This window comes from Plantactinospora soyae (assembly GCF_014874095.1).
Taxonomy (GTDB): Bacteria; Actinomycetota; Actinomycetes; order Mycobacteriales; family Micromonosporaceae; genus Plantactinospora; species Plantactinospora soyae.
In genome coordinates this window covers 1,236,754-1,260,357 of the sequence record NZ_JADBEB010000001.1, presented here as the reverse complement: position 1 = coordinate 1,260,357, position 23,604 = coordinate 1,236,754, and the positions used below count along the sequence as shown (strand labels likewise).

Sequence of the window (23,604 nt, the reverse complement as noted above, 5' to 3'; positions counted from 1 at the left end):
CCGATATCTTGGCGGGCGCGTCTTGAAACGATTCACCACGGGGTTCGAACCGGAGGTCGCGCCATGTCGCGGAAGCCATCGACGAGGCACCGTCGGGCGCTGGGAGCCGGCGCCGCGTTCGTCGCACTGGTCGCACTGGTCTCAGTGGCCGGTCCGGCGGGTCCGGCCGGCGCGCGGGAGCGGGCGGCGGGGCACGGCGTCGGCGAGTTCGGGCCGCAGGGCGGGACAGTCGCGGCGGCCGGTGCGACCGACCGGGCGGCCGCGCAGATCGAGCCGACCGTGGTCACCAGCTTCGACACCAGCGCCGCCGGTGGCGGGGCCCGGCCACTGCTCGGTGACGTCACCGGGGACGGCCGGCTGGACGTCGTGATGATGCAGCCCCACTACACCGCCGACGACCGGTACGAGGGAGCGTTGGTAGCCGCGCTCACCGCGTACGACCTCGACGGCACCCGGCTCTGGCAGGCCGGCACCGTCGACCCCCGGGGGCGCAACAACGGCAGCGACATCCCGGCGCAGGTGCACGACGTCGACGGCGACGGAGACAACGAGGTCGTCGCGGTCATGCACCCGGGCGGGAACACCGCTGTCGAGGGACGTTTCATGATCTTCGACGGCCGGACGGGTCAACTCGTCCGGGACTTCGCCCTGCCGGACCGGCTGGCCCACGACGCGATCATCTTCGCCAACCTGAGCGGCGGGAACACCGCCCGGGAGATCGTCCTGAAGGATCGTTACGACACGGCCTGGGCGCTGGACAACCAGGGCACCGTGCTCTGGACCCACGTGGGCAACACCGGCCACTACCCGTGGCCGTACGACTTCACCGGCGACGGGCGCCAGGAAATCATGATCGGCTACGACATGCTGAGCCCGGACGGCGAGCTGCTCTGGCGGCACCAGGGCGACGGGCACGCCGACACCATGTGGATGGCCGACATCACCGGCAACGACGAGCTGGAGTTGATGCTCGGCGGCGACGCCGCGGTGGCGCACGACGGGCGTACCGGGGCGGAGATCTGGCGCAACAGCGACATCGTCGAGACCCAGAACATCATGACCGGCGACTACCTGCCCGAGCGGCCGGGCCTGGAGTCCCTCGGCCTGGACCGGATCGACCGGACCGCGAACGGCTACGACGGGCTCTTCCTGCTCGACGTCAACGGTCAGCACGTCTGGCGGGAGGCCCGGGAGACGCGCGGCTGCTGGGGCTCGATCCCGGAGCCGATCCACAACTGGACCGGCGACTACAGCGACCTGATCATGGTGTGGAACCGGGGCTGCGGCGAACCGACCACCATCATGAACGGTGCCGGTGACGTGATCAGCACCCTCGACTCGACCGCCCGGCTCTGGCACGCCGACTTCTGCGGGGACGACCGGGAGGAGGTCGTCGAGTACATCCAGGGCCGGTCCCTGACGATCAAGAGCAACGGCCCCTGCGACCTGGCGGCCAAGGTGACCGGGCACCCGCTTCCGCAGGCCAAGCGGCTGTACAACTACACCCGCTACACCGCCGGGGACAGCCCGGTCACGCTCTCCACCGGCCGCCCGACGGGTACGACCAGCGCGCTGGCCGGCCAGCCCGGTGGGCTCGCCGTCGACGGTGACCCGGCCACCGCCTGGCGGGCCGCCACGGATGGCGCCGGGCAGAGCTGGCAGGTCGACCTGGGCCGCTGGTACACGCTGACCGGGATCGAGCTGACCTTCCCGGCCACCGACCTCCGGAACGCCTGCACCCGGACCGTCACCGGCCGGCACGCCGGGCCGCTGACCGTACTCGCCGGGGTGACCTGCCTGGACCGCGCGACCGTGACCGGGCCGGTCACGGTGCTGCCGGGCGCGGCGCTGGCCGCCACCGACGCGACCGTCGGCGGGCCGCTGTCCGCGCTGGGGGCCAGGGCGGTGCAGGTGACCGGGTCCCGGATCGGCGGCGCGGTGTCGCTCGTCGGCGGCACCGGCCGGCTGGTCCTCACCGGCAACCAGTTGACCGGACCGGTCAGCCTGGTCGGCAACCGGACCGGCAGCGCCCCGGTCGTCGTCTCCGACAACGCCGTCGGCGGGGTGCTGGCCTGCGCCGCCAACCAGCCGGCACCGGTACGCGGCGGCGAGCCGAACACCGTCGGCGGACGGTCGGCCGGCCAGTGTGCCGACGTACCGGCCGGGGACCCGCACGGCACCGAGTTCGGGTACGGCTACGTCGTGGAGACCTCCACGGACGGCCAGAACTGGGTACGGGTGCTGGACCGCACCGCCAACGACCTGACCGCCGCCACCCAACAGGCGCTGTTCACGGGGCTCGGCCGGCACGTCCGGGTCACCTTCACCGACCTGCCCGAGTTGCCGTACGCCCGGGCCGGCCTGGCCGAGGTGGCGGTACGCGGAAACCGCTGACCGTCACCGCCGGCCGGTCCGCTGCGCCGCTGACTGGTCGGGGCGGGCCGGCGCTTGAGCCCGGTGGACGACACGCCCTCGCTGGGTCGGCGGTGAGGATCGACAGGGTAGCAACCGAACTGGCTGTCATAGCTGGTCAAGTCGGCTATCGGACCGATATTCCTGACTCGTCACTCAAGTTGGGGATGATGTTCGACATTGACGTCGATCATCATCTCTGGGGGCGGATATGGGAAGACTGGCCCGAATACGCGCGCTACTGGCCGCCGTGCTGGGCGTCATCGGGGCGTTGGCACTCGCGCCACCGGCGCTCGCCCGGCCGAACTCGGATGGGGTGGCGACCGCTGCCGTCGTCCCCGACACCTGCCCGCACGGCGGGAACGAGTGCGTGGACGGCACCATCGCGCAACTCCGCGAGCGGTTCGCGTCGCTGGGACGGTCCTGCGACCACCACAGCACCTTCGCGCTGGCGTACCTACGGACCACTCAGGGCTTCAAGTGGGGGCGGGACCAGGAAGGTTTCTTCGCCGACAACCACTGGGTGAACCGCGAGGGGGCGCTGTTCGCCGAGTACTACTACCGGGCGTACGACGACTGGGCCGCTGGTCGCCGCTCCTCGGTGCCGCTGGCCTGGTTGGCCGCCCTGGACGCGGCCCGGTCCCGTCGACTGACCGGCGCCGGTGACCTGATGCTCGGGATGAACGCGCACATCAACCGGGACCTGCCGTACGTCCTCGAACGGGTCGGACTGACCGCGCCCGACGGCAGCAGCCGGAAACCGGACCACGACAAGGTCAACGAGATTCTGGCCGAGGTGATGGACCCGCTGCTGGCCGAGCTGTTGACCCGGTTCGACCCGTACGGCTTCGACACCGGGATCCCGAACAGCACGGTGCTCGACGTGATCGTCGCCTGGCGCGAGCAGGCCTGGCGGAACGCCGTACGGCTGGCCAACGCCCGGAACCCGTTCACCCGGGCCCTGGTCGAGTTCGACATCGAGTCCGGCGCCGCCACCGTCGCGGCCGGACTGGCCACGTTGACCGGTTACGTCCCGCCGTTCACCGGACCGGGCCCCCGGAGCGTGCACTGTGCGGCACAGCACGCCACCGCGCCGACGCTGGCCTACCCGTTCGGGCTGCCTCCGGCGTACTAGGGCGAGTTCCGTCGATCGGGCGAGCCGGGGCCGCGAGGAGGCTGTGCATCCACGGCGAGGCATCCATGGCGGGCGATAAAGAGGGTTGAAAGGGGGGAGGAACCCACTCCCTTCCATTTCAAACATATAGCATACCGGGGGGCTTGTGGCAAGACCCGGGTCATGCCGCAGAATCGCTGGTCAAGGCCGAGACCGCCCTGCTTCGCCCGAGGGCTGCCAGCGACATCGGATTGGAATGCTGAATTGAATTCCCGGACCGCCAGCGTGTTCGACCTTCCCGACTCCCTGCTCGCCAAGGCCGACCCGACGCTGATCGCCGACGACGAGCAGCACTTCGCGGCCATCGCGGAGAGCCTCGAACGGACCATCGCCGACCTGTCCGACCGCCTCGACACCGCGCGCAGGGCGCCCGGCGGCAAGGGCCGGCAGGCGGTGGACCGGGACCAGGAGGTCCGCCGGCTGACCGCTCGCCTGCGTGCCCTGCGTCGCTTCGGTCTGGACCTGTGCCTCGGACACATGGTCCCGGCCGGCGACTCCGAGCCCGTGTACATCGGGCGGCAGGGCCTGGTCGACAGCGAGGGGCGCCGGCTGTTGCTCGACTGGCGCTCTCCCGCCGCCGAGCCGTTCTTCGGCGCGACCCACGCGACCCCGATGGGTCTGACCAGCCGCCGCCGGTACCGCTGGACCCGTGGTCGGATCAGCGACTACTGGGACGAGGTGTTCACCTCGGAAGGGCTCGAAGGGCACGCCGCGCTCGACGACCAGTCGGCCTTCATCGCCAGCCTGGGCGGCAGCCGGTCGCCCCGGATGCGGGACGTGCTCAGCACGATCCAGGCCGACCAGGACGCCATCATCCGAGCCGGATCCGGCGGCGCGCTCGTCGTGGACGGTGGTCCGGGTACGGGGAAGACCGTCGTCGCGCTGCACCGCACCGCCTATCTCCTCTACTCCGACCCTCGCCTGCACCACCGCCGGGGCGGCGTGCTGTTCGTCGGTCCCCACCAGCCCTACCTGGCGTACGTCTCCGACGTCCTGCCAAGCCTCGGCGAGGAGGACGTGCAGACCTGCACCCTGCGGGATCTCGTCGCCGAGGGAGCTTCGGCGACCGTCGAGACCGACCCGGACGTGGCGCGCCTGAAGTCGTCCGCCGACCTGGTGAAGGCGATCGAGGCGGCGGTCAGGTTCTACGAGGAGCCACCCACCGAGGGCATGAAGGTCACGACCCCCTGGTCCAGCATCTGGCTGAGCGCCGACGACTGGGCCGAGGCGTTCGATGCGCCAGAGCCCGGCATTCCGCACAACGAGGCGCGTGACGAGATATTGACGGCACTGCTCACGATCCTGATGGACCGGCACGACGCCAACGTCCCGACCGACCAGCTCCGGACGTCGCTGCTTCGGAACCGGGAGCTGCACACGGCCGTCAACCGCGCCTGGCCGCTGCTGGAGGCGGCCGACCTGGTCGCGGACCTGTGGTCGGTACCCGCCTACCTGCGCAGGTGCGCTCCCTGGCTCAGCCCTGACGACGTTCGGAAGCTGCGGCGCGCTGACCCGCGAGCCTGGACGGTGTCCGACCTGCCGCTCCTGGACGCGGCCCGGCAGCGGCTCGGCGATCCGGAGGCGTCCCGGCGCAAGCGGCGGGACGACGCCGTTCTCGCCGCCGAACGCGAGCGGATGGCCAGGGTCGTCGACGACCTGCTCGACGCCGACGTCTACGACGACGGCGAGGGTCTGCTGACGATGCTGCGCCAGCAGGACATGCGGGACGCTCTGGTCGACGAGACCGCACTGGCCCGTACCGACCCGGACTCGCTCGCCGGCCCGTTCGCGCACATCGTGGTGGACGAGGCTCAGGAACTGACCGACGCGCAGTGGCAGATGCTGCTGCTCCGCTGCCCGTCCCGGAGCTTCACCATCGTCGGGGACCGGGCCCAGGCCAGGCACGGGTTCACGGAGTCGTGGCAGGAACGGCTCGAACGGATCGGACTCGGCCGGATCAACCTGGCCTCGCTGGGCATCAACTACCGGACCCCGGAGGAGGTCATGGCGGAAGCCGAGCCGGTGATCCGGGCGGTGCTTCCGGACGCCAACGTGCCGATCTCGATCCGCAGCGGCGGCGTACCCGTCGTACACGGATCCGCTTCGGATCTGGGCCCGATCCTCGACGCCTGGCTCGCCGCGCACGCCGAGGGGATCGCCTGTGTCATCGGCGATCCCACCTTCCGGGCGACGCCCCGGGTCCGGTCGCTGACCCCGGAGCTGTCGAAGGGGATGGAGTTCGATCTGGTCGTCCTCGTCGATCCCGAGGCGTTCGGCGAGGGGATCGAGGGAGCGGTCGACCGCTACGTCGCGATGACCCGGGCGACCCGGCAACTCGTTCTCCTCACGAGCGCCGACGTCGGCCGGGGCGCGGTGACCGCCGACTGACGATCATGAGGGCCCCGGCGGCACGACCACCGGGTACGGGTCGACCCGTACCCGCTCGTCGTGCCGCCCGGGGCGGCTCAGGCGGACTTGCGGGGGGCCTTCTTCGCGGCGGTCTTCTTGGCCTCGGTGGTCTTCTTGGCCGCGCCGGTCTTCTTCGCCTCGGTGGCCTTCGTCGTCGTGCCGGTCTTCTTGGCCCCGGTGGACTTCTCCGCCGCCTTCTTGGCCGCCTTCTTTGCCGCGGGCGCCGCCTTCTTCGAGGCCGCGGCCTTCTGGGCGGACTTCGCCGACGAGATCGGGGTGGGCTTCCCGGCACCGGCGCCGGCCGGCTCCTCGCCACGGGCGGCGCGGGCCCGGTCCACCGACGCCCGCAACGCGGCCATCAGGTCGACCGCCGCGGCCGGCGCCTCCTCGACCTCCTCCGGCTGCACCACCTCCCGGCCCTCGACCTTCGCGTCGATGACCTCCTGGAGCGCGGCCCGGTAGTCGTCGGTGAAGACGTCCGGCTCGAACTCCCCGGCCATCGAGTCGATCAGGGAACTCGCCATCGCCAGCTCCGGTGGCCGTACCGAGATGTCCTCGTCCAGGAACCCGAAGTCGGGGCGGCGGATCTCGTCCGGCCAGAGCATCGTGTTGAGCAGCAGCACCCCCTCGCGTACCCGGAGCGTGGCGAGCTGTTCCCGCTGGCGCAGCGCCACCTTCACGATGGCCACCCGCTCCGAGTCGGTCAGCGCGTCCCGCAGCAGCACGTACGGCTTCGCCGCCGCACCGTCCGGCTCCAGGAAGTACGCCTTGTTGTAGAGGATCGGATCGACCTGCTCGGCCGGTACGAACTCCAGCACGTCGATCGCGTGCGAGGTGCTCAGCGGCAGCTCGGCGAAGTCCTCGTCGGTGAGGATGACCATCTCGCCGCCGCCGATGTCGTAGCCCTTGGCGATGTCGTCGTAGCTGACCTCCTCGCCGTCGATCGAGCAGGTGCGCTTGTACTTGATCCGGCCGCCGTCGGTGCGGTGCACCTGGTGGAAGCGAATGTCCTTCTCCTCGGTGGCGGAATAGACCCGTACCCCGATGGAGACCAGCCCGAACGAGACGGCGCCTCGCCAGATAGCCCGCATGATCCGTACCTTCCCCCAGCCGGGCGGATATTCACCCAGCCGAGTGAATGAACCCCCCTGAGCAGCCGGTACCTCCGCCAAGACCGGTATGGACGACCAGTTGAGATCCAGGATCGCATCGGATCGAACCGGACGCGAGGGTTTCCGGGCGGACCTAGAGTGGGGAACGTGCCCGGCACGCCGGTCAAGCCGATGCTCGCGACCACCGGGGAGCTGCCCACAGTCCCCGGTTGGCTGTACGAGTTCAAATGGGACGGGGTACGGGCGGTCGGCGACCTCGCCGCGAACTCCCTGCGGCTGTACGCGCGTTCCGGAGTGGAGATCACCGCCGCCTATCCGGAGCTCGCCGCGCTCGGCCGGCAACTGGCGGAGCGGGTAGACGACGCGGTGCTGGACGGTGAGGTGGTGGTCTTGACCGAGCAGGGGCAGCCGTCGTTCACCGCCCTCGCCGAGCGGATGCACGTCCGGGATCCGGGTCGGGCCGCGCGGTTGGCGGTCAGCCTGCCGGTGACGTACATGATCTTCGACCTGTTGCGGCGGAACGGCGAGGACCTGACCGGATGGCCCTACCAGCGGCGCCGGGAGGCGCTGGAGTCCCTCGGCCTCGGCGGACCGCGCTGGGCGGTGCCGCCGGTCTTCCCGGACGGTCTCGCCACCTACCAGGCGGCCGGCGAGCACGGCCTGGAGGGCGTGGTTGCCAAGCGCGTCGACTCGGTCTACCGGCCCGGAGTCAGGTCACCGGACTGGTTGAAGGTGAAACTGGAGGTCACCGACGACTTCGTGGTCGGCGGCTGGCGCCCCGGGGTACGCCGGATCGGCGGGTTGCTGGTCGGCGTACCGGCGCCGGACGGCGGGCTGGTGTACCGGGGACGGGTCGGCGGCGGAATCGGCGCGGCGATCGAGCGGGAACTGCTCGCCGTCCTGGAGCCGCTGCGCAGCGCCGGGTCACCGTTCGTCGCCGCGGTGCCCAGGGAGGATGCCCGGGGCGCGATCTGGGTAAGACCAGAGGTCGTGGTGGAGGTGAAGTACGGCCAGCGCACGCCGGACGGCCGACTGCGGTTCCCCCGGGTACGCCGGCTGCGTACCGACAAGGGTCCGGCGGACGTCGATGCCGGCTGACCAGGGGGCCGATCATGCCGGCTGAGCGGCGGGTGGTGCGGGTCGAGGTCGAGGGCCGGGAGCTGGAGCTGTCCAACCTGGACAAGGTGCTCTATCCCGCGTCGGGGTTCACCAAGGGCGAAGTGATCGACTACTACACCCGGGTGTCGACGGCACTGTTGCCGCACCTGCGGAACCGGCCGCTGACCCGGATCCGCTACCCGAACGGCGTCGACGCGTCGTTCTTCTTCGAGAAGAACGCCCCGGCCAGCACCCCGGACTGGGTACGGCTGGAGCGGCTGCCGTCCCCGGGCTCGTCGAAGGACCGGGAGGTGCTGGACTACGTCGTCTGTGACGACCTGCCGACGCTGGTCTGGCTGGCGAACCTGGCCGCGCTGGAACTGCACGTTCCGCAGTGGCGGGTCGGGGCCGACCCGGACCTGATGGTGATGGACCTGGACCCGGGCGCACCGGCCGGGCTGGCCGAGTGCTGCGGCGTCGCCCTACTGATCCGGGACCGGCTCGACGTCGACGGCATCGCCAGCTACCCGAAGACGTCGGGCCGCAAGGGCATGCAGTTGAGCTGCCCGATCTCGGGCCGGCAGTCCGCCGACGTGGTCTCCGGGTACGCCCGGCGGGTGGCCGAGGAACTCGCCCGGGAGGTACCGAAGTCGATCACGGCGCAGATGGCCAGGCGACTCCGGCCCGGCAAGGTGTTCATCGACTGGAGCCAGAACAACGCGGCCAAGACGACGGTGTCGCCGTACTCGCTGCGGGCGCAGCCCGTTCCGTCCGCCTCGACGCCGCTGACCTGGGCGGAGGTCGAGGCCGCGGCCGAGGGGGAGCCGGGCGCCGTCCGCCAGTTCCCCGCCGCCGAGGTGCTGTCCCGGATCGAGGAGTACGGCGACCTGATGGTCGACCTGCTCGACGCCGGCCCGAGACTTCCGGCGCGCTGAGCCGCCGACAGAGGGCGTACCCGGCCGGATAGCGCGGAACCCCAGTGCCGGCGCCCGGCTCAGCCGGGGTGCTGGGGAAGCCGGTCGACCGTGCTCCGTACCTGGGTGGCGAACTCGGGGTGCGCGTCGCGGACCAGTACCGCGCCGCCGTCGTCCGAGGTCCGGGCCCTGGTGATCCGGGGCAGGCTGGCCAGCACGAACGGGGCCGGGGCGGCGATGGCGAGCACGATCCCGCCGATCATCGGGATGCCGAGTACGGCCGACTGCCCGGCGACGATCCGGGCCACGATCGCGCCGATCAGGAGCGCGAGGCCGCCCCAGAAGCAGACGGAGGCGATCAGCAGCCACCAGCGGCGGGTGCGTACGCACCGGTCGCAGAGCGGCCAGCCGGCGATCCGGGTGACCCGGACCTTCTCCGCGTGCTCGGCGACCCGTCCGGCGGTGGCCAGGACGTTGCCACCCAGCGCCGGGTTGCTCCCGGTGAGCTTCGGCCGGGACTGCAACGCGAAGTCGACCCGCCGGGCGGACGGCAGCCCGTGCCGGGCACAGCGGTCCACCTGGGGCAGAACGGCGTCCAGCGCACTGACCGGTAGAGCGAAAGACGTGTCCATTTAGCAATCCTGTCGGGATGCGTAAATGTGTATGGTATCCGGGCAGTGGCGTCCGGGCAGCCGGCTCCGGGGGCGACGGAAGACCTGGGGGTGGGACGGTTGTCCTTCAAGGCAGACCACACCGGCATCCGAGAGTTCGGCACCGCGGTCGCTGACCTGACCGACGACGCCGACGCGGCCGGGAAGTACGTGCAGCAACATCTCGGCATCGGCTACGCCGAGGGCCGGATGTTCGTCACCGTCGTCGAGGGCGTCAGCAACGCCCGGGAGCAGTTGCAGCAGCTCTACAACCGACTTCACACCTTGACCTCGGCCTCCGCCCAGGAGGTCGACAAGGCGGCGAAGTTCTACCAGACCACGGACGCGGCCGCCGCCGAGCGGCTCGACCGTACCTACTGATCCGCTCCGGGCCACGGGTGGGTGACGGCCGCGCGTCCACGCCGCGACGGAGCCGCCGGCCACCGGTCGGACAAGAAAGGGCAGGACGACCATGGGTTCCCCCTCGGCCGAGTTGACCGCGCCGACCAGCAGTGATCCGATTCCGGACCTCGTCGAGAACATCGTCGGCTTTCCGCAGTACATCAGTCCGTCGTACTGGCTGGGCTGGGCGGCGGAGCAGGTCTGTGGCACCAACCCCTGGCAGTGGGTCGCCGACCAGTACGCCGGGGACTGGGGTGCGGTGCAGAAGGCCGGGGTGGCGGTGAAGAACCTCGGCGAGTTCAACACCGCGTACGCCGGGTCGATCAACTCCGCCGTCACCACCGTGAAGTACGACTGGCAGGGCAACGCCGCCGACAGCGCCGCCGAGTACTTCAACGGGCTGGTGAAGGTCCTCCAGGAGCAGGTCTCCTCGCTCAACTCGCTCGGCGGCCAGTTCAACTCGATGGCCGTCGGCATGTACGAGTCGGCGAACGCCATCAAGGGCCTGCTGGAGACCCTGACCGACCTGCTGATCGCGATCGGCATCGAGGCGGCGGCCGCCGCGGCGTCCAGTTGGACGGTCATCGGCCCGATCCTCGCCGGTGCCGCCGCCGCGGTCACGGTCACCAAGGCGATCGGCGTCTGGGGACAGATGATCGAGGTGCACAACCACGTCTGGACCGCGGTGCAGGGCTTCACCGGCGTCGTCGCCGGTCTGCTCGGCGGCTTGCAGGGCCTGGACGCGCATCCGCTTCCGGCCGGCGCCTACGACCACGCGGGAGTCTGAGATGACCCGGCCGAACGACGAGGAGCCGATGCTCGACGTGGCCCGGGGTGACCCGGCACTCTCCCAGCACCTGCGCAACTCGCTCAAGCTGCTCCGCGAGCGCAGCGACGACCCGGAGTTCCGGCGACTCGCCGACGACATCCTGACCGGCCGGCGCGGGCTGCGGGACGCGGCCACCTCGCCGGTCTTCAACCGGGCGCTCAACCCGCAGGTCGAACGCTTCGCGCAGCGCTGGGAGGAACTCTCCGACGAGGAGAAGGCGGAACTGGCCGCGCGCGGGGAGGCGGACTTCGCGGCGTCCCGGGAGCGGATCGAGCGGGAGCGCCGCGAGCGTGAGCGGTGGCGCCGGGACCACCCGGACGAGTAGCCCAGGTGTTCCCGGCGCGGGCGTGGAACCGGACCCGCCGGTCCGGGTCAGTCCACGCTGGGCAGTGAGGGGCCGAGCACGTCGTCGGCGTCCACAATGGTGTACGCGTAACCCTGCTCGGCGAGGAAGCGCTGCCGGTGGGCGGCGTACTCGGTGTCGATGGTGTCCCGGGAAACCACGGTGTAGAAGTGCGCCTGCCGCCGGTCGGCCTTCGGCCGCAGCACCCGGCCGAGCCGCTGTGCCTCCTCCTGACGGGAGCCGAAGGTGCCGGAGACCTGGATCGCCACCGCCGCCTCCGGCAGGTCGATGGAGAAGTTGCCGACCTTCGAGATGACCAGGGTGGAGATCTCGCCGGCCCGGAACGCGTCGAAGAGCCGCTCGCGCTCCTTGTTGGTGGTCGAGCCCTGCACGATCGGCGCGTCGAGCACCTCGCCCAGCTCGTGCAACTGGTCGATGTAGCCGCCGATCACCAGCACCTGGTCGTTGGCGTGCCGCTGGACCAGCGCCTTGACCACCGGCAACTTGGTCCGGGCCGTCGCTGCCATCCGGTAGCGCTCCTCCGGCTCCGCGACCGCGTACGTCATCCGCTCGGCCTCGGTCAGCGTCACCCGTACCTCGGTGCAGTCGGCGGGGGCGATCCAGCCCTGCGCCTCGATGTCCTTCCACGGCGCGTCGTACCGCTTCGGGCCGATCAGCGAGAAGACGTCGCCCTCCCGGCCGTCCTCGCGGACCAGGGTGGCGGTCAGCCCCAGCCGTCGCCGGGCCTGGAGGTCGGCGGTGAACCGGAAGATCGGCGCCGGCAGCAGGTGCACCTCGTCGTAGATCACCAGACCCCAGTCCCGGGCCCCGAACAGGTCGAGGTGGGTGAAGGCGCCGCCCCGGCGCGCGGTGAGCACCTGGTACGTGGCGATGGTGACCGCCCGGATCTCCTTGCGCTCGCCGGAGTACTCCCCGATCTCCTCCTCGGTCAGCGAGGTGCGCGCGATCAGCTCCCGCTTCCACTGCCGGCCGGCGACGGTGTTGGTGACCAGGATCAGGGTGGTCGCCTTCGCCTCCGCCATCGCGGCGGCTCCGACCAGGGTCTTGCCGGCCCCGCAGGGCAGCACCACCACGCCCGACCCGCCGGCCCAGAAGCTCTGCACCGCCTCCCGCTGGTACGACCGCAGGTCCCAGGCGGGCTTGCCGTCGGAACCGGTGGTGGCCAGTTCGATCGGGTGCGCCTCGCCGTTGACGTACCCGGCCAGGTCCTCGGCCGGCCAGCCGAGCTTCAACAGCGCCTGCTTGAGCCGGCCGCGCTCGGACGGATGGACGATCATGGTGTCGTCGTCCAGTTTCGCCCCGAGTATCCCGGCGAGCTTCTTGCTCTTGGCCACCTCGATCAGGACCATCCGGTCCAGCGCCCGCAGCACCAGCCCGTGGGTGGGGTCGGCGACGAGTTGCAGCCGGCCGTACCGGTCCATGGTCTCGGCGACGTCGACCAGCAGCGCGTGCGGCACCGGATAGCGCGAGAAGCGCAGCAGGGCGTCGACCACGCCCTCGGCGTCGTGGCCGGCCGCCCGGGCGTTCCACAGGCCCAGCGGGGTCAGCCGGTAGGTGTGCACGTGCTCGGGGGAGCGCTCCAGCTCGGCGAACGGCGCGATCGCCATCCGGCAGGCCAGCGCGTCGGGATGGTCGACCTCCAGCAGCAGGGTCTTGTCCGACTGCACGATAAGTGGTCCGCCGCTCACGCCCACACCCTCCCGTCCCAGGTCGGGCGTCCCACGCACCGACACTTCAGTCTTGCACGTTGGATAACGAACCGAAAAAATCTTTCAACTGGTGCAACCGAACCGGTATTCCCATGCGTCTAGCAGTCGACGGCTCCTGGGGAGGACCAGATGGTAACCGTGCGTTTTGGCATCCGTCTCGTTGCTCTGGTGGCAGTCACCCTGTTCGGCGCCGGTGCGTGCGCGTTTGATCCGCAGACAGACCAGTCGGGAGCCGGGGGGCTCGCGCCGGTCGGAGCGGAGAACGCAACGGGGGCGAGCGCGCCGCCCGCGCCGGATCAGGGGAAGACACCCGTACCCGCGACCACGAAACCACGACCGCCGGCCACCACCGCGCCACCCCGGAAACCAGCCCGGCCGAGTTCACCGAAGCCGCCGAGCGGCTGTCCGCAGGGCGACCGGCAGCGCGACGTGGAGACGTACCTGGCCCGGCTGGGCGGGTTCGGCGCGGTCACCGTCGACGGCCGGCAGTCGGCCGCCGACTGCGCGGCCATCAAGCGGTTCCAGCGCCGGTACGACATCCGACCGGCGGAGGGCCGGGCCGGACCGACCACCGCCGACGTCGCCCGCCGGTTGGCCAGCACCGATACGGACAAGTGCGCCGACGGCAGCGGTACGACCTTCTGCGTCGACCTCACCTTGCAGACGGTATGGGCGATGCGGGGCGGAAAGGTGGTGATGGCTCCCACCGTCACCCGGACCGGCATGTCGGGCTTCCGCACACCAACCGGCACGTACAAGGTCAACTTCCGGAACACCAAGGAGTGGTCCGACCCGTACGAGGTGTGGCTGCCGTACTGGCAACGCTTCATCGGCGGCATCGGGTTCCACCAGACGACCACCTACCTGCACAACAAGTCGATCGGCTCACACGGGTGCGTCAACCTGCTGCCGAGCGACGCCCGGCGGATGTGGGCGCTGGGCAAGGTGGGTACCCGGGTGCACGTGATCGGCCGACGTCCCGGCACCTGAGCCCGACGCGGGGCCGGCCGGAGGCGTACGCCCGGGGCGACTCGGGGTCGCGGAGCCTGTCATATCGGCCGATCGGATGCGAGTCTGGAGACTTCCGCGCAGCCCCACGGTGGGAGGTTCGCAGATGACGGTCGACGGCGAGCTGAGGTCCGAGACAGGCCCTCCGGCCGCAGCACCACCGGCCACCACCCCGGCGCCGGTCTCCCGGGCCACCGTGTTCGCGTACGCGGCGGTCGCGGTGGTGCTCGCCAGTTGGGTGCTCTTCGGCTGGCTGGTGCAGCGGCAGGGCTTCGTGACCTCGCTCGGTGAGGGACTCGGCGCCGCCTTCACGCTGCTGCTCATCGTCTCCGTCGTCGGTACGGTCCGCCAGCACCGCCGGCAGTGAAAGGAAGGGCCCCTTCCTATCGTTTTCTGTATAAGAAGGGCCCCTTCCTAACGCCTAACGCCTAACGCCTAATGCCGCGGGCGCAGCGGGCGCAGCGGGCGCCTTGCGCACCTCACTCCTCGAGCACCGCGGCGGTGATCCGGTGCAGCGCGAAGGTGTGCAGCATCTCGGTGCGCTCGTCCTCGGCCCGCAGGTAACCGGCGCCGATCGACACCGGCCGGACCAGCCGGGACGCGGTCGCGCCGTGCGCGTCGACGTACCCGACCCAGACCAGGGCCTTGTCCCGGACCGCCTGTTGAAGTACGGCCAGCGCCTGGGTGTGCGCGTGTCCCGCCGGCATCGCCGGACCGGCCCCACCGGACCGGCCGGCGTCCCGGACCGTGCTCGGCGCCCGACGGGCGACCCGGGCCGCGGCGTCGCCCCGGCGGATCTGCTCGACGATGCCGAGCAGTCGGGGCGTGCTCAGCCTCGGCGTGGCCAGCGGGTCGGTCACCCGGTTGGCGACCGAGCCCCGGGCCGGCGCCCGCCGGACCTTGGGCCTGGCCAGCACGGTCGCCCCGGTGGCGTCCTCGGAGACCGGGGCGTACCCGGCGTCGCGCAGGGCGCCGAGCAGTCGCCCCGCCAGATGCGGGGTGGTCAGCACGGTCGGCGCCAGCCGGCGCAGCGACATCGGGGCGAGCCGGCGGTCGGCGAGCACCTCGGACAGGAGTGCCTCGTCGTCGCTGCGCAGGTACGCCCCGGCCGAACCGGCCCGGAGCCCGCCGTGTTTGCGGGCGATGTCGTCGACCAGGTACGTCAACCCCTGCGGCACCGGCGTACGGGACCGGCGCTTGAAGAGCGTGTGCAGGTCCTCGGCGGCGTACCCGGCGTCCAGGGCCCGGCGCACGCTCGCCCCGGTGACCCGGTGCACGCTGGCTCCGCCGGCCGACTCGTGCTCGGCCACCACGGCCAGTTCGGCGGCGAGCGTCGGCTCGGGTGGTCCGGGTACCACCACGGTCAGGTCGGCCTGGAGCAGGAAGTGGTCGACCGGGGCCGGCAGCAGTGCGTCCAGGGCCCGGACCGCGGCGGTACCCCCGCCGGCCGCCCCGTCCGCGTCGGGCCGGACGCCGAGCGGATCGTCGGCGCTCTCGCCGAGCCGGGTGTCTCCGGCCGTCCAGCGGGCGAGCAGCAGTCGGCCGTACGAGGTGAGCGCGCCGAGTCCGGTGACGCCGAGCAGCGCCGCCTCGGTCAGCACCTCGCGCTGGCCGGCCTCCCGGCCCAGGCTCCGCCGTGGGGCCCGCCAGCCGAGCAGCTCGGTCACCTCGTCCGGGGTCGGCGCGGCGCCGGGGTCGAGGCCGTCGAGCACGTCGAGCACCGCCCGCCGGATGGCCGGCACCCCGGCCCGCTCGGCCTCGGGGGAGAGCGGTGCGATCGGGCGGTCCCGGTCGTCGCGCTGGCCGACCAGCCCGACCTGCCGGGTCATGGTCAGCCAGGCCCGGGCGAGGTGTTCCCATCGGTGGGCCAGCGAACCGTCCCGCCAGCCCTCGTAACCGGCCGCCGGCATGATCTGCTGGTCCGCCCCGTTCCGGGTGGTGGCGGCGCCGGGCAGGTCGACCTCGCCGGTCAGCCCGGCGGCGTACGCCACCTCCAGCAGCAGCGCGGTGGTCGACTCGTCGACGCCGGTGGCGCGGGCGAGCCGGCGCAGGTCGCGTACGCCCAGTCCGCCGGAGCGGAGTACCGGGGCGGGCTCGGCGGCGAGTTGTTCGAGCAGCGCCTCGGTGTGTCGTACCGCCTCCATGGCCTGGCCGGCTCCGGCGGAGTCGGCGGCCTTCGGCTCCCGGGCCATACCGGTGACCGCCGGCGGCCGGGGGCGCAGCGGGCCCAGCGGCCCCGACTCGCGGCGCAGCAGCAGCCCGATCTCCCGGGGCAGCTCCACGGCGGTCGGCGTGCCGGGCACGCCGCCGGCATCCGAGATGGGCACCAGGAGGCCGTTGTCGACGAGCCAGGAGACCGGCGCGGCGGCGCCTTCGCCGGGCGGCGCGGCGGCCGGCAGCGTACCCACCGGAGGTCCGGCGGCGAGCCGGTCCAGGATCGCCCGGGCCGCGGGCGGCGCGGCCAGCAGGGTCCGGCGCAGCAGGGCCGGGTCGGCGACCAGCGCGGCCGTGTCCGGGTCGAGTTCCGCCGCCGGTCGGCCCAACCCCGCCGGGTACGGCGAGCAGACCTCGTCCACCCCGGCCGCGACCCGCAGGGCGCTCTCCGGCCCGTACAGCAGGAAGAGGGCCCGGAGCCGGTCGATCGCGGTACGCACCCCGGCCCGGTCCCCGCTTCGGGAGGCGCCGACGGCGAGAGTGGTGATCGTCTCGGTGGAGGTCTCCCCGTGATCCGGATCACGGCTGAGCCGGGCCGCGTCCAGGATCCGCAGGGTGAATTCGTCGAGGCCGTCGAGGGCGCGGGCCACCGACACCCGGGACTGCGCGCGGACCGCCAGGGCGGACAGATCGGTCGGTACCGGCACGACGAGGTCGGGACGCAGCCGGAACAGGGCGGCCAGCGCCTCGTCGGGCAGGGCCCGGAGATTGTCGGCGAGTGTCGTCATCGTCTTTCCACGCTAGCCGGACAGGTGCCGGTCGTGCGCGTCGGTCGTCCGGCTTGACTCGGGTGGGCCGTTAAGACCGTGCGACGATGGCCGGCGTGACTTCCGCCGCGGTCGGATTCGACCTGGACATGACGTTGATCGACTCCCGGCCCGGAATCGCCGCCGCCATGCGGGCGCTGACGGAGAAGACCGGCGTGTACGTCGACGCGGACGCCGCGGTCAGCCGCCTCGGGCCGCCGCTGCGGACCGAGATCCGGCGCTGGTTCCCGGAGGACCAGGTCGAGGAGGCCGTCCGGACGTACCGGGCGCTCTATCCCGAGTACGCGATCACCACCTCCCTGCCGCTGCCCGGCGCGCTGGCGGCGGTGGCGGAGGTCCGGGCCCGGGGGCTACGGGTCATGGTGGTCACCTCCAAGCACGGCCGGCTGGCCCGGCTGCACCTGGAACACGTCGGGCTGAAGGTCGACGAGTTGGCCGGCGACCTGTTCGCGGCGGAGAAGGCGACCGCGTTGACCGCGCACGGCGCCGGGCTGTACGTGGGCGACCACGTGGCCGACATGGTGGCCGCACGGACCGCCGGGGTGCCCGGACTCGGCGTCACCACCGGGCCCTGCGACGCAGATGAGCTGCGATCGGCCGGTGCCGACCTGGTGCTGCCGGACCTTACCGGATTCCCGGAGGCGCTCGGGCGGCTGATGCGGCTAGCCTTGTGAGGACAGCAATCTCATCAGGGGAGTCGAGGTCAACAGGTGCCGACGGGTCGAGTGAAGTGGTATGACGCGGCCAAGGGATACGGGTTCGTCACCAGTGACGAGGGTGGCGACGTGTTCCTGCCGAAGGGCGCGCTGCCGACTGGTGTCACCGACCTGAAGGGCGGCCAGCGGGTCGAGTTCGGCGTCGTGGACAGTCGCCGGGGTGCGCAGGCGCTCGGGGTCAAGCTCCTGGACGCCCCACCGTCCATGGCGGAGCTTCGCCGCCGGCCGGCCGAGGAGCTGCACGGCCTGGTCGAGGACATGATCAAGGTGCTTGAGGCCAAGATCCAGCCGGACCTGCGCCGGGGTCGCTTCCCGGACAAGAAGACCGCGCTGACCGTCGCTCAGCTGGTCCACGCGGTCGCCCGCGAACTGGAGATCTGAGGGGTCAGCCCGGCCGCCGCGGCCCGGCCGAGCAGCGCGTCGACCGCCGCCTGGCCGTCGACGCCCAACTCGGCCGTGAACTCGTTGACGTAGAGCGCGATGTGCTGGTCGACCACGTCGCGCTCCATCTCCTGCGCGTGCCGGAGCACGTACTCGCGGCTGACGGCCGGGTCGGCCCAGGCCTGGCGTACCGAGTCGCGGATCCAGCGGGTCGCCGCCTCCGGGTCCACCGTGCCCCGGCGGGCCAGGATGGCGCCCAGCGGGATCGGCAGCCCGGTGTCGGATTCCCACCACTGCCCGAGGTCGACCAGGGCGGTCAGGCCGTGCCGGGGATACGTGAACCGGGCCTCGTGGATGACGAGGCCGGCGTCGTACCGGCCGGCGGCCACTCCCGGCATGATCTCGTGGAACGGCACCACCTCGATCTTCGCCGGGGGCCGGTCCGCGGACCAGAGCCGGAACAGCAGGTACGCCGTGGTCCGGTCACCGGGCACCGCCACGGTCGCCCCGGTCAGGTCGGTACTGCCGGTCCCGCCGCCCCGGGTCAGCACCAGCGGGCCGCAGCCCCGGCCGAGCGCGCCGCCGCAGGGCAGCAGGTGGTAGTCGTCGAGCAGCCACGGCAGCGCCGCGTAGCTCACCTTCACCAGGTCGTACGCCCCGCGCTCGGCGGCGGTGTTGGTGACGTCCACGTCCGCGTAGGTCACGTCCATCGGCGGAGCGCCGGGCACCAGCCCGTGCACCAGGGCATGGAAGACGAAGGTGTCGTTGGGGCAGGGCGAGATCGCCAGGGAGAGCGCCACGTCCCCACCGTAGCCACGCCGTCCGGCCGGGGATGACGGCGGACCCGGCGGGGCCGGCTGCGTCACAGTGGGACCAGCCGGCCGGTGGCCGGTAGGGCGTGCCCTACCCGGTGCCGGCCAGCTCACCGGATCGACCGCCGATCGCCAGGTCGATAGCGTTTTCTTATGATCAAACGCCTGCTCGCGATCGTCCTGTCAGTGCTGGTCGGGCTGGTGGTGGTCGCCGCGCCGGCCCGCGCCGAGGTGCCCGTGCCGCCCCGCGCTGAGGTGGCCGCGCCGGCCCTTGCCGAGGTGCCCGTGCCGCCCCGGGCGAAGGTCGCGGACCAGGTCGGCGCCGTCGTCGACGAGGTGGTCGCACGGCAGTTGACCGAGTACCAGATCCCCGGGGCCGCCGTCGTCGTGGTGTCCGGCGGCCGGCAGGTCTTCGGCAAGGGCTACGGGGTCGCCGACGTGTCGGCCGGCACTCCGGTGACCGTGGACCGGACCGGCTTCTTCATGGCCTCGGTGGCGAAGGTGTTCACCGCCGAGGCGGTGCAGCAGCTCGTCGAGGCGGGGCGCCTGGACCTGGACGTCGACGTCAACCGCTACCTCGCCGACCTGCGGATCCAAGACACCTATCCCGGCCGGCCGGTGACCCTCCGCCGCCTGCTGACCCACACCTCTGGATTCGCCGACACCCCGCTGGGGGTCGCGGTGGCCGACCCGGCCGGGGTGGCGCCGCTCGGCGCGTGGCTGCGGGACAACCAGCCGCCCCGGGTACGCCCGCCGGGCACCCTCGCCGCGTACGACAACTACGGCTTCGCCCTCGCCGGCCACATCGTCGAGACCGTCGCGGGGACGGACTTCGCCAGCTACGTCGACCGGCAGATCCTGCGCCCGCTGGGCATGACCGGCACCACCTTCGCCCAGCCGACTCCCGAGGGGGTGCGGGCGACCCTGGCCCGTGGCTACCGGGCGGACGGTGTCGAGGCCCGAGGCCAGTACGGGGCGATGAGCCCGACCGGCGCCGGTGTGGTCACCACACCCGCCGACATGGGCCGGTTCATGCTGGCCGCACTCCGGCCCGGAAATCCGCTCACCGCCCAGCACAGCACCCAGGACCCCCGGCTCCCCGGCATGGGGTACGGCTACGAGCAGCACCCTCGCGCGGGCCAGGCCGTGGTGAACAAGGACGGTGACGTTCCCGGGTTCCACGACATCATGGCGCTGCTGCCCGAGACCGGTCTCGGGATCTACGTGGCCTACAACGGTGACGGCCTGGGCAGCGCGGCCAACTTCGCGGCCCACGACCTGGTCGACCGGATCGTCGATCGGCTGTACCCGTCCAGCGGGCAGGCACCGACGACGGCCGGTACCGGACTCGACGCCTTCGCCGGCACGTACCGGACGACCCGCTACAGCCACACCGACTTCACCAAGCTCGCCACCCTGACCACGGCGGTGACGGTGGGTGTCGACGGGGACGAACTGACCACGACCGGGCTGTCCGCTGATCCGGCGCTCACCGAGCAGCACTGGCGGCAGGTCGAGCCGGGTCTGTTCACCGACGGCCGGGAGCGCATCGCCTTCCGGGACGGCGTGCTGTTCAGCACCGCCAACCCGACCGTCGCCTACCAGAAGCTGTCCTGGTACGCCCAGCCCACCCTGCACATGGCCGTGGCCGTGGGCGCGGTGCTGGTGCTGCTGGTCGGGCTGCTCTGGTGGCCGATCGCCGCACTGGTCCGGCGTCGGCGGGGCCGGTCGGGCGTGGTGCCGAGGCTGGCCGTCCTGGCCGGCTGGACGACCGCCGGACTGCTCGTGGCCTTCGTCGCCGTGCTGGGCATGATTCTCGGCGACAGCGCCGGCCTCGACGAGCGGATCTTCCTCGGTGACTCGTCGCTGCTGACGATCGCGCTGGTCCTCCCGGTCGTCGCGGCGGTGACCACCGCCGCGATGCTCGCGGCGACGGTGTCCGCCTGGGTCCGTGGCTGGTGGCGCCGGGCCGGCCGGATCGGCTACACCGGGGTCACGGCATCGGCCGTCGCCCTGCTCGGGGTGGCGGCGGCATACAACCTGGTCGGCTGACCGGCCCAAGACGTCCGGGCACGCCGGCTGACCGGCCTGGGCGTCCGGACCGTCGCTGCCCGAACCGGGATCCTCCCGGCCGTGCCATCGGCTCCCCGCTCCGGTTCTCCGCCGACGGCTATCCGGCGAGTTCCTTGCCGAGTACGGTCGCGGCGGCGGTCAGGGCGGCGAAGGCGTCGCCGATCCGCCACGCCGACCGGTCACGCGGGCCGATCGGGTTGGAGACGGCCCGCAGCTCGGCGAAGGGCAACCCGGCACCGGCGGCGGCGACGGCCACCCCGTACCCCTCCATGGCCTCGGCCACCGCGTCCGGGTGCCGGGCGAGCAGGGCCAGGGTGGTCGCCGTGGTTCCGGTCACGGTGCCGAGGGTGAGGACCGCGCCGGTGACCGCGTGCGGCAGTCCGCTGCGCAGGATCTCCAGCAGGGCCGGGTCGGCCGGGGCGGAGGTGGCGCCGAAGCCCAGCTCGTCCAGGGTGAGGAAGCCGTCCGGTGATTCGGCGCCGAGGTCGGCGGCGACGCTGCGGGTCGCGACGACGATCGATCCGACCGGGGCGAGGCCGGGGAATCCGCCGCCGATCCCGGCACTGAGCACCGCCCGGTACGGCCGTCCGGCCGCCTCGGCCAGCGCGATCAGCCGGGCCGTGCCGGCGGCGGCCGCCGCCGGACCCACCCCGACCGGCTCGACGGTCACCGCGTCGCCGACCAGCCCGGCCCGGACCGCGTCGGCCTCGGCGGGAACGGCCGTGACGATAAGTACCCCGTCGTCCACTACGGCCCCCGGGATTCCCGGCGGGAGCCCTCGTCGCCCGGCCCGGGGCCGGTGACCGCCGAGGACGGCCGGTAGATGTGGTAGCCGGGCGGCGCGAGATCCGGATCCTCGTCGCCGTCGTCGGGTCCGCCGTTGGCCGGGCCGGCGGTCGGCGGGTCGACCGGCGGAGCCGGCGAGACCGGCGTGGGGTCCTCGTCGGTCGGCCGCCGCGCACCGGGCTGCTCCGGTCCGGCCCGGTCCGGGGCCGGTCGGTCCGGTCCGGGCCGTCCGTCGTCGGGTCCGTCGGTGTCGGGTACGTCGCCGTCCGGCTGGTCGCTGTCGGCCATGGCCCGTCCGGACAGCCGCTCGTTCCGTAGCCGCCCGGCGACGATCAGGGCCCGGACCGTGGCCAACGCCGCGATCCCGGTCAGTACGCCGATCCCGACCCGGCCGTCGACCGGGATCAGGCCCAGGGCACCCCCGGCGACGAAGGCGAGCATCAGGGCGGTTTCGGAGTGGGCGAACGCGGTCGCTCGAAGCCGTTCCCGGACCCGTTCCTGAATGGAGGCGTCGACGGCCAGCTTGGCGATGCCGCTGATCACGGCGGTGACCAGGCAGAGCAGTGCGACCAGCAGCAGGGAGAACCGGAGCGTGGCCAGCACCCCGACGGCGGTGACCACGACCAGGCCGGCGGCCTGCAACGCCACGGGCCGGTGGATGCGCAGCCGGGTGCCGACCGCGGTGGCCAGGAACGTGCCGATCGCGAGCCCGCCGCCGACCACCCCGAGCGCCGCCTCGTCACTGAGCCGCCGGCCGAACAGGTCGGTGTCCACGTCGCCGGCCTTGATGGCGAAGGCGAGGAAGAGCAGCAGGAAGCCGTAGAGGCCGCGCAGGGTGGCGCTGCCGACGAGGGCACCGATCACCAGCCGGCCGGCCGGCCCACCCCGGCCGAGCGCCCGTTCACGCCCGTTCCGCCCCTTCCGGAACGCCTGGAAGGCCCGGGGTACGACCTCCGGCGGGTCGGAGTCGGCCCGGGGCGGCAGGCGCAGCGCGATCACCATGCCGATCAGGAAGATCACCGAGGCGACCCGTAGCGGCCACTGTGGACCGAACCAGAAGGCGGCCAGTCCGATCGGGGCGACCAGGCCACCGGCGATCGAGCCGTACACGCTGGCCCGGGCGCCGGCCTGGGACAGCCCCATCCGCTCCGGCAGCAGTCGGGGTACGGCCGCCGAGCGGGCCACGCCGTACGCCCGGGACAGCGCCAGTACGCCGAAGGCGGCCGGGTAGAGCCCGAAGCCGTGGATGTAGTCCGAGATCAGCCAGGCGAGGAAGGCCCGCCCGAGCATGGTGGCGGCCAGTGCGTAGCGGCGCCCGTGCCGGAAGTGGTCGAGCAGCGGCCCCACCACCGGGGCGAGGAGTGCGAAGGGGACCATGGTGATCAACAGGTAGAGCGCGACCTTGCTGCGCGCCTCGCCCAGCGGGGCGTTGAAGAAGATCGTTCCGGCCAGGCCGATCGTGATCAACGTGTCGCCGGCACAGGAGGCGGCGTGCAGGTCGAACAGCCGGACCATGCCGGTCTCCCCGCCGGCGCCCTTCTCGCGTACCCGGGCGACCCGGCGGGTCGTCCAGCGTGCGCTGCCCAGTGAGCCGCGAAACAGCAGCCTGACGGCCCGGATGACGGTGCCGACGAGGCGCCCGGGGACCGACCGCCCAGAGCGGGTGAACAGCGGCATGAGCACCATCCTCGCCCATCCGGTCGACGACGGTCGGATCTGTGCCGAAGTATCTCTGGCCGATCGGTGCCGGGGAGTGCCGCCGACCCGTCGTCAA

At 72.3% G+C, this 23,604-nt stretch carries 20 protein-coding genes; 13 read left to right on the top strand and 7 right to left on the bottom strand.

From position 1 onward, the window contains the following. Positions 1-63 precede the first annotated feature (63 nt). The 3 genes from H4W31_RS05620 (at position 64) to helR (ending at position 5,974) form a co-directional block, all read left to right on the top strand. The gene (locus tag H4W31_RS05620; RefSeq protein ID WP_192765674.1) at positions 64-2,394 is read left to right on the top strand and encodes a discoidin domain-containing protein; all 2,331 of its coding nucleotides are present in this window, start codon (positions 64-66) and stop codon (positions 2,392-2,394) included. A 229-nt stretch (positions 2,395-2,623) separates the two neighbouring features. After that, positions 2,624-3,547 (top strand): DUF5995 family protein, encoded by a 924-nt coding sequence (locus H4W31_RS05615; protein WP_192765673.1) that lies wholly within the window; start codon positions 2,624-2,626, stop codon positions 3,545-3,547. 243 nt (positions 3,548-3,790) lie between these two features. Next, positions 3,791-5,974 (top strand): RNA polymerase recycling motor ATPase HelR, encoded by a 2,184-nt coding sequence (gene helR / locus H4W31_RS05610; RefSeq protein WP_192765672.1) that lies wholly within the window; start codon positions 3,791-3,793, stop codon positions 5,972-5,974. A gap of 77 nt (positions 5,975-6,051) precedes the next feature. Here the strand turns inward: helR and ku are convergent, their stop codons facing one another. Further along, positions 6,052-7,086 carry a non-homologous end joining protein Ku gene (gene ku, locus H4W31_RS05605; protein WP_192765671.1) on the bottom strand — a complete coding sequence of 345 codons (1,035 nt, stop codon included), beginning with the start codon at positions 7,084-7,086 and terminating at the stop codon, positions 6,052-6,054. Positions 7,087-7,254: 168 nt separating this feature from the next. Between ku and ligD (H4W31_RS05600) the strand changes: the two genes are divergently transcribed. Beyond that, positions 7,255-8,205: a non-homologous end-joining DNA ligase gene (gene ligD / locus H4W31_RS05600; RefSeq protein ID WP_192765670.1), complete on the top strand. Its 951-nt coding sequence runs from the start codon at positions 7,255-7,257 to the stop codon at positions 8,203-8,205. Positions 8,206-8,219: 14 nt separating this feature from the next. Further along, a complete protein-coding gene (ligD, locus tag H4W31_RS05595; protein ID WP_192765669.1) occupies positions 8,220-9,140 on the top strand; it encodes a non-homologous end-joining DNA ligase in 921 nt (306 codons plus the stop codon). Positions 9,141-9,199: 59 nt separating this feature from the next. Here ligD (H4W31_RS05595) and H4W31_RS05590 read toward each other — a convergent pair whose 3' ends face one another. Further along, a complete protein-coding gene (locus tag H4W31_RS05590) occupies positions 9,200-9,751 on the bottom strand; it encodes a hypothetical protein (protein ID WP_192765668.1) in 552 nt (183 codons plus the stop codon). A 99-nt stretch (positions 9,752-9,850) separates the two neighbouring features. On the opposite strand from H4W31_RS05590, the gene H4W31_RS05585 reads away from it, so the two are divergent. The 3 genes from H4W31_RS05585 (at position 9,851) to H4W31_RS05575 (ending at position 11,325) form a co-directional block, all read left to right on the top strand. After that, entirely contained in the window at positions 9,851-10,150 is a 300-nt protein-coding gene (locus H4W31_RS05585; RefSeq protein ID WP_192765667.1) for a type VII secretion target, read from the top strand. Between the two features lie 91 nt (positions 10,151-10,241). Further along, positions 10,242-10,958: a hypothetical protein gene (locus H4W31_RS05580; protein ID WP_192765666.1), complete on the top strand. Its 717-nt coding sequence runs from the start codon at positions 10,242-10,244 to the stop codon at positions 10,956-10,958. A gap of 1 nt (position 10,959) precedes the next feature. After that, on the top strand, positions 10,960-11,325 hold the full coding sequence (locus tag H4W31_RS05575; RefSeq protein WP_192765665.1) for a hypothetical protein: 366 nt from the start codon (positions 10,960-10,962) through the stop codon (positions 11,323-11,325). A 47-nt stretch (positions 11,326-11,372) separates the two neighbouring features. Here the strand turns inward: H4W31_RS05575 and H4W31_RS05570 are convergent, their stop codons facing one another. Continuing rightward, entirely contained in the window at positions 11,373-13,052 is a 1,680-nt protein-coding gene (locus H4W31_RS05570) for a DNA repair helicase XPB (RefSeq protein ID WP_192765664.1), read from the bottom strand. Between the two features lie 150 nt (positions 13,053-13,202). On the opposite strand from H4W31_RS05570, the gene H4W31_RS05565 reads away from it, so the two are divergent. Further along, the gene (locus H4W31_RS05565) at positions 13,203-14,063 is read left to right on the top strand and encodes a L,D-transpeptidase family protein (RefSeq protein WP_192765663.1); all 861 of its coding nucleotides are present in this window, start codon (positions 13,203-13,205) and stop codon (positions 14,061-14,063) included. 124 nt (positions 14,064-14,187) lie between these two features. Next, entirely contained in the window at positions 14,188-14,448 is a 261-nt protein-coding gene (locus tag H4W31_RS05560) for a hypothetical protein (protein ID WP_192765662.1), read from the top strand. Between the two features lie 112 nt (positions 14,449-14,560). Here H4W31_RS05560 and H4W31_RS05555 read toward each other — a convergent pair whose 3' ends face one another. Further along, complete coding sequence (locus H4W31_RS05555; protein ID WP_192765661.1) at positions 14,561-17,023, bottom strand: helicase-associated domain-containing protein; 2,463 nt, start codon at positions 17,021-17,023, stop codon at positions 14,561-14,563. A 128-nt stretch (positions 17,024-17,151) separates the two neighbouring features. Here H4W31_RS05555 and H4W31_RS05550 point away from each other — a divergent pair, with 128 nt between their 5' ends. Then, on the top strand, positions 17,152-17,736 hold the full coding sequence (locus tag H4W31_RS05550; protein ID WP_404825694.1) for an HAD family hydrolase: 585 nt from the start codon (positions 17,152-17,154) through the stop codon (positions 17,734-17,736). A gap of 36 nt (positions 17,737-17,772) precedes the next feature. Continuing rightward, complete coding sequence (locus H4W31_RS05545; RefSeq protein ID WP_192765659.1) at positions 17,773-18,159, top strand: cold-shock protein; 387 nt, start codon at positions 17,773-17,775, stop codon at positions 18,157-18,159. On the opposite strand, the gene H4W31_RS05540 is transcribed toward H4W31_RS05545, so the two are convergent. Then, on the bottom strand, positions 18,120-18,959 hold the full coding sequence (locus H4W31_RS05540) for a 1,4-dihydroxy-6-naphthoate synthase (RefSeq protein WP_192765658.1): 840 nt from the start codon (positions 18,957-18,959) through the stop codon (positions 18,120-18,122). The two genes, H4W31_RS05545 and H4W31_RS05540, sit on opposite strands and share 40 nt — an antisense overlap. A gap of 165 nt (positions 18,960-19,124) precedes the next feature. Between H4W31_RS05540 and H4W31_RS05535 the strand changes: the two genes are divergently transcribed. Beyond that, positions 19,125-21,023 (top strand): serine hydrolase domain-containing protein, encoded by a 1,899-nt coding sequence (locus H4W31_RS05535; protein ID WP_192765657.1) that lies wholly within the window; start codon positions 19,125-19,127, stop codon positions 21,021-21,023. Positions 21,024-21,141: 118 nt separating this feature from the next. Here H4W31_RS05535 and H4W31_RS05530 read toward each other — a convergent pair whose 3' ends face one another. Beyond that, the gene (locus H4W31_RS05530; RefSeq protein ID WP_192765656.1) at positions 21,142-21,792 is read right to left on the bottom strand and encodes a futalosine hydrolase; all 651 of its coding nucleotides are present in this window, start codon (positions 21,790-21,792) and stop codon (positions 21,142-21,144) included. Next, the gene (locus H4W31_RS05525) at positions 21,792-23,507 is read right to left on the bottom strand and encodes an MFS transporter (RefSeq protein WP_192765655.1); all 1,716 of its coding nucleotides are present in this window, start codon (positions 23,505-23,507) and stop codon (positions 21,792-21,794) included. Before H4W31_RS05525 ends, H4W31_RS05530 begins: the two co-directional genes overlap by 1 nt. Positions 23,508-23,604: the final 97 nt, after the last annotated feature.

What these genes read in the sequence shown, in the direction of transcription:
- H4W31_RS05620 (WP_192765674.1), top strand. Translation starts at nt 64, where the DNA reads ATGTCGCGGAAGCCATCGACGAGGCACCGTCGGGCGCTGGGAGCCGGC.
- H4W31_RS05615 (WP_192765673.1), top strand. Translation starts at nt 2,624, where the DNA reads ATGGGAAGACTGGCCCGAATACGCGCGCTACTGGCCGCCGTGCTGGGC.
- ku (WP_192765671.1), bottom strand. Translation starts at nt 7,086, where the DNA reads ATGCGGGCTATCTGGCGAGGCGCCGTCTCGTTCGGGCTGGTCTCCATC.
- ligD (WP_192765669.1), top strand. Translation starts at nt 8,220, where the DNA reads ATGCCGGCTGAGCGGCGGGTGGTGCGGGTCGAGGTCGAGGGCCGGGAG.
- H4W31_RS05590 (WP_192765668.1), bottom strand. Translation starts at nt 9,751, where the DNA reads ATGGACACGTCTTTCGCTCTACCGGTCAGTGCGCTGGACGCCGTTCTG.
- H4W31_RS05580 (WP_192765666.1), top strand. Translation starts at nt 10,242, where the DNA reads ATGGGTTCCCCCTCGGCCGAGTTGACCGCGCCGACCAGCAGTGATCCG.
- H4W31_RS05575 (WP_192765665.1), top strand. Translation starts at nt 10,960, where the DNA reads ATGACCCGGCCGAACGACGAGGAGCCGATGCTCGACGTGGCCCGGGGT.
- H4W31_RS05565 (WP_192765663.1), top strand. Translation starts at nt 13,203, where the DNA reads ATGGTAACCGTGCGTTTTGGCATCCGTCTCGTTGCTCTGGTGGCAGTC.
- H4W31_RS05560 (WP_192765662.1), top strand. Translation starts at nt 14,188, where the DNA reads ATGACGGTCGACGGCGAGCTGAGGTCCGAGACAGGCCCTCCGGCCGCA.
- H4W31_RS05555 (WP_192765661.1), bottom strand. Translation starts at nt 17,023, where the DNA reads ATGACGACACTCGCCGACAATCTCCGGGCCCTGCCCGACGAGGCGCTG.
- H4W31_RS05550 (WP_404825694.1), top strand. Translation starts at nt 17,152, where the DNA reads ATGACGTTGATCGACTCCCGGCCCGGAATCGCCGCCGCCATGCGGGCG.
- H4W31_RS05535 (WP_192765657.1), top strand. Translation starts at nt 19,125, where the DNA reads ATGATCAAACGCCTGCTCGCGATCGTCCTGTCAGTGCTGGTCGGGCTG.
- H4W31_RS05525 (WP_192765655.1), bottom strand. Translation starts at nt 23,507, where the DNA reads ATGCCGCTGTTCACCCGCTCTGGGCGGTCGGTCCCCGGGCGCCTCGTC.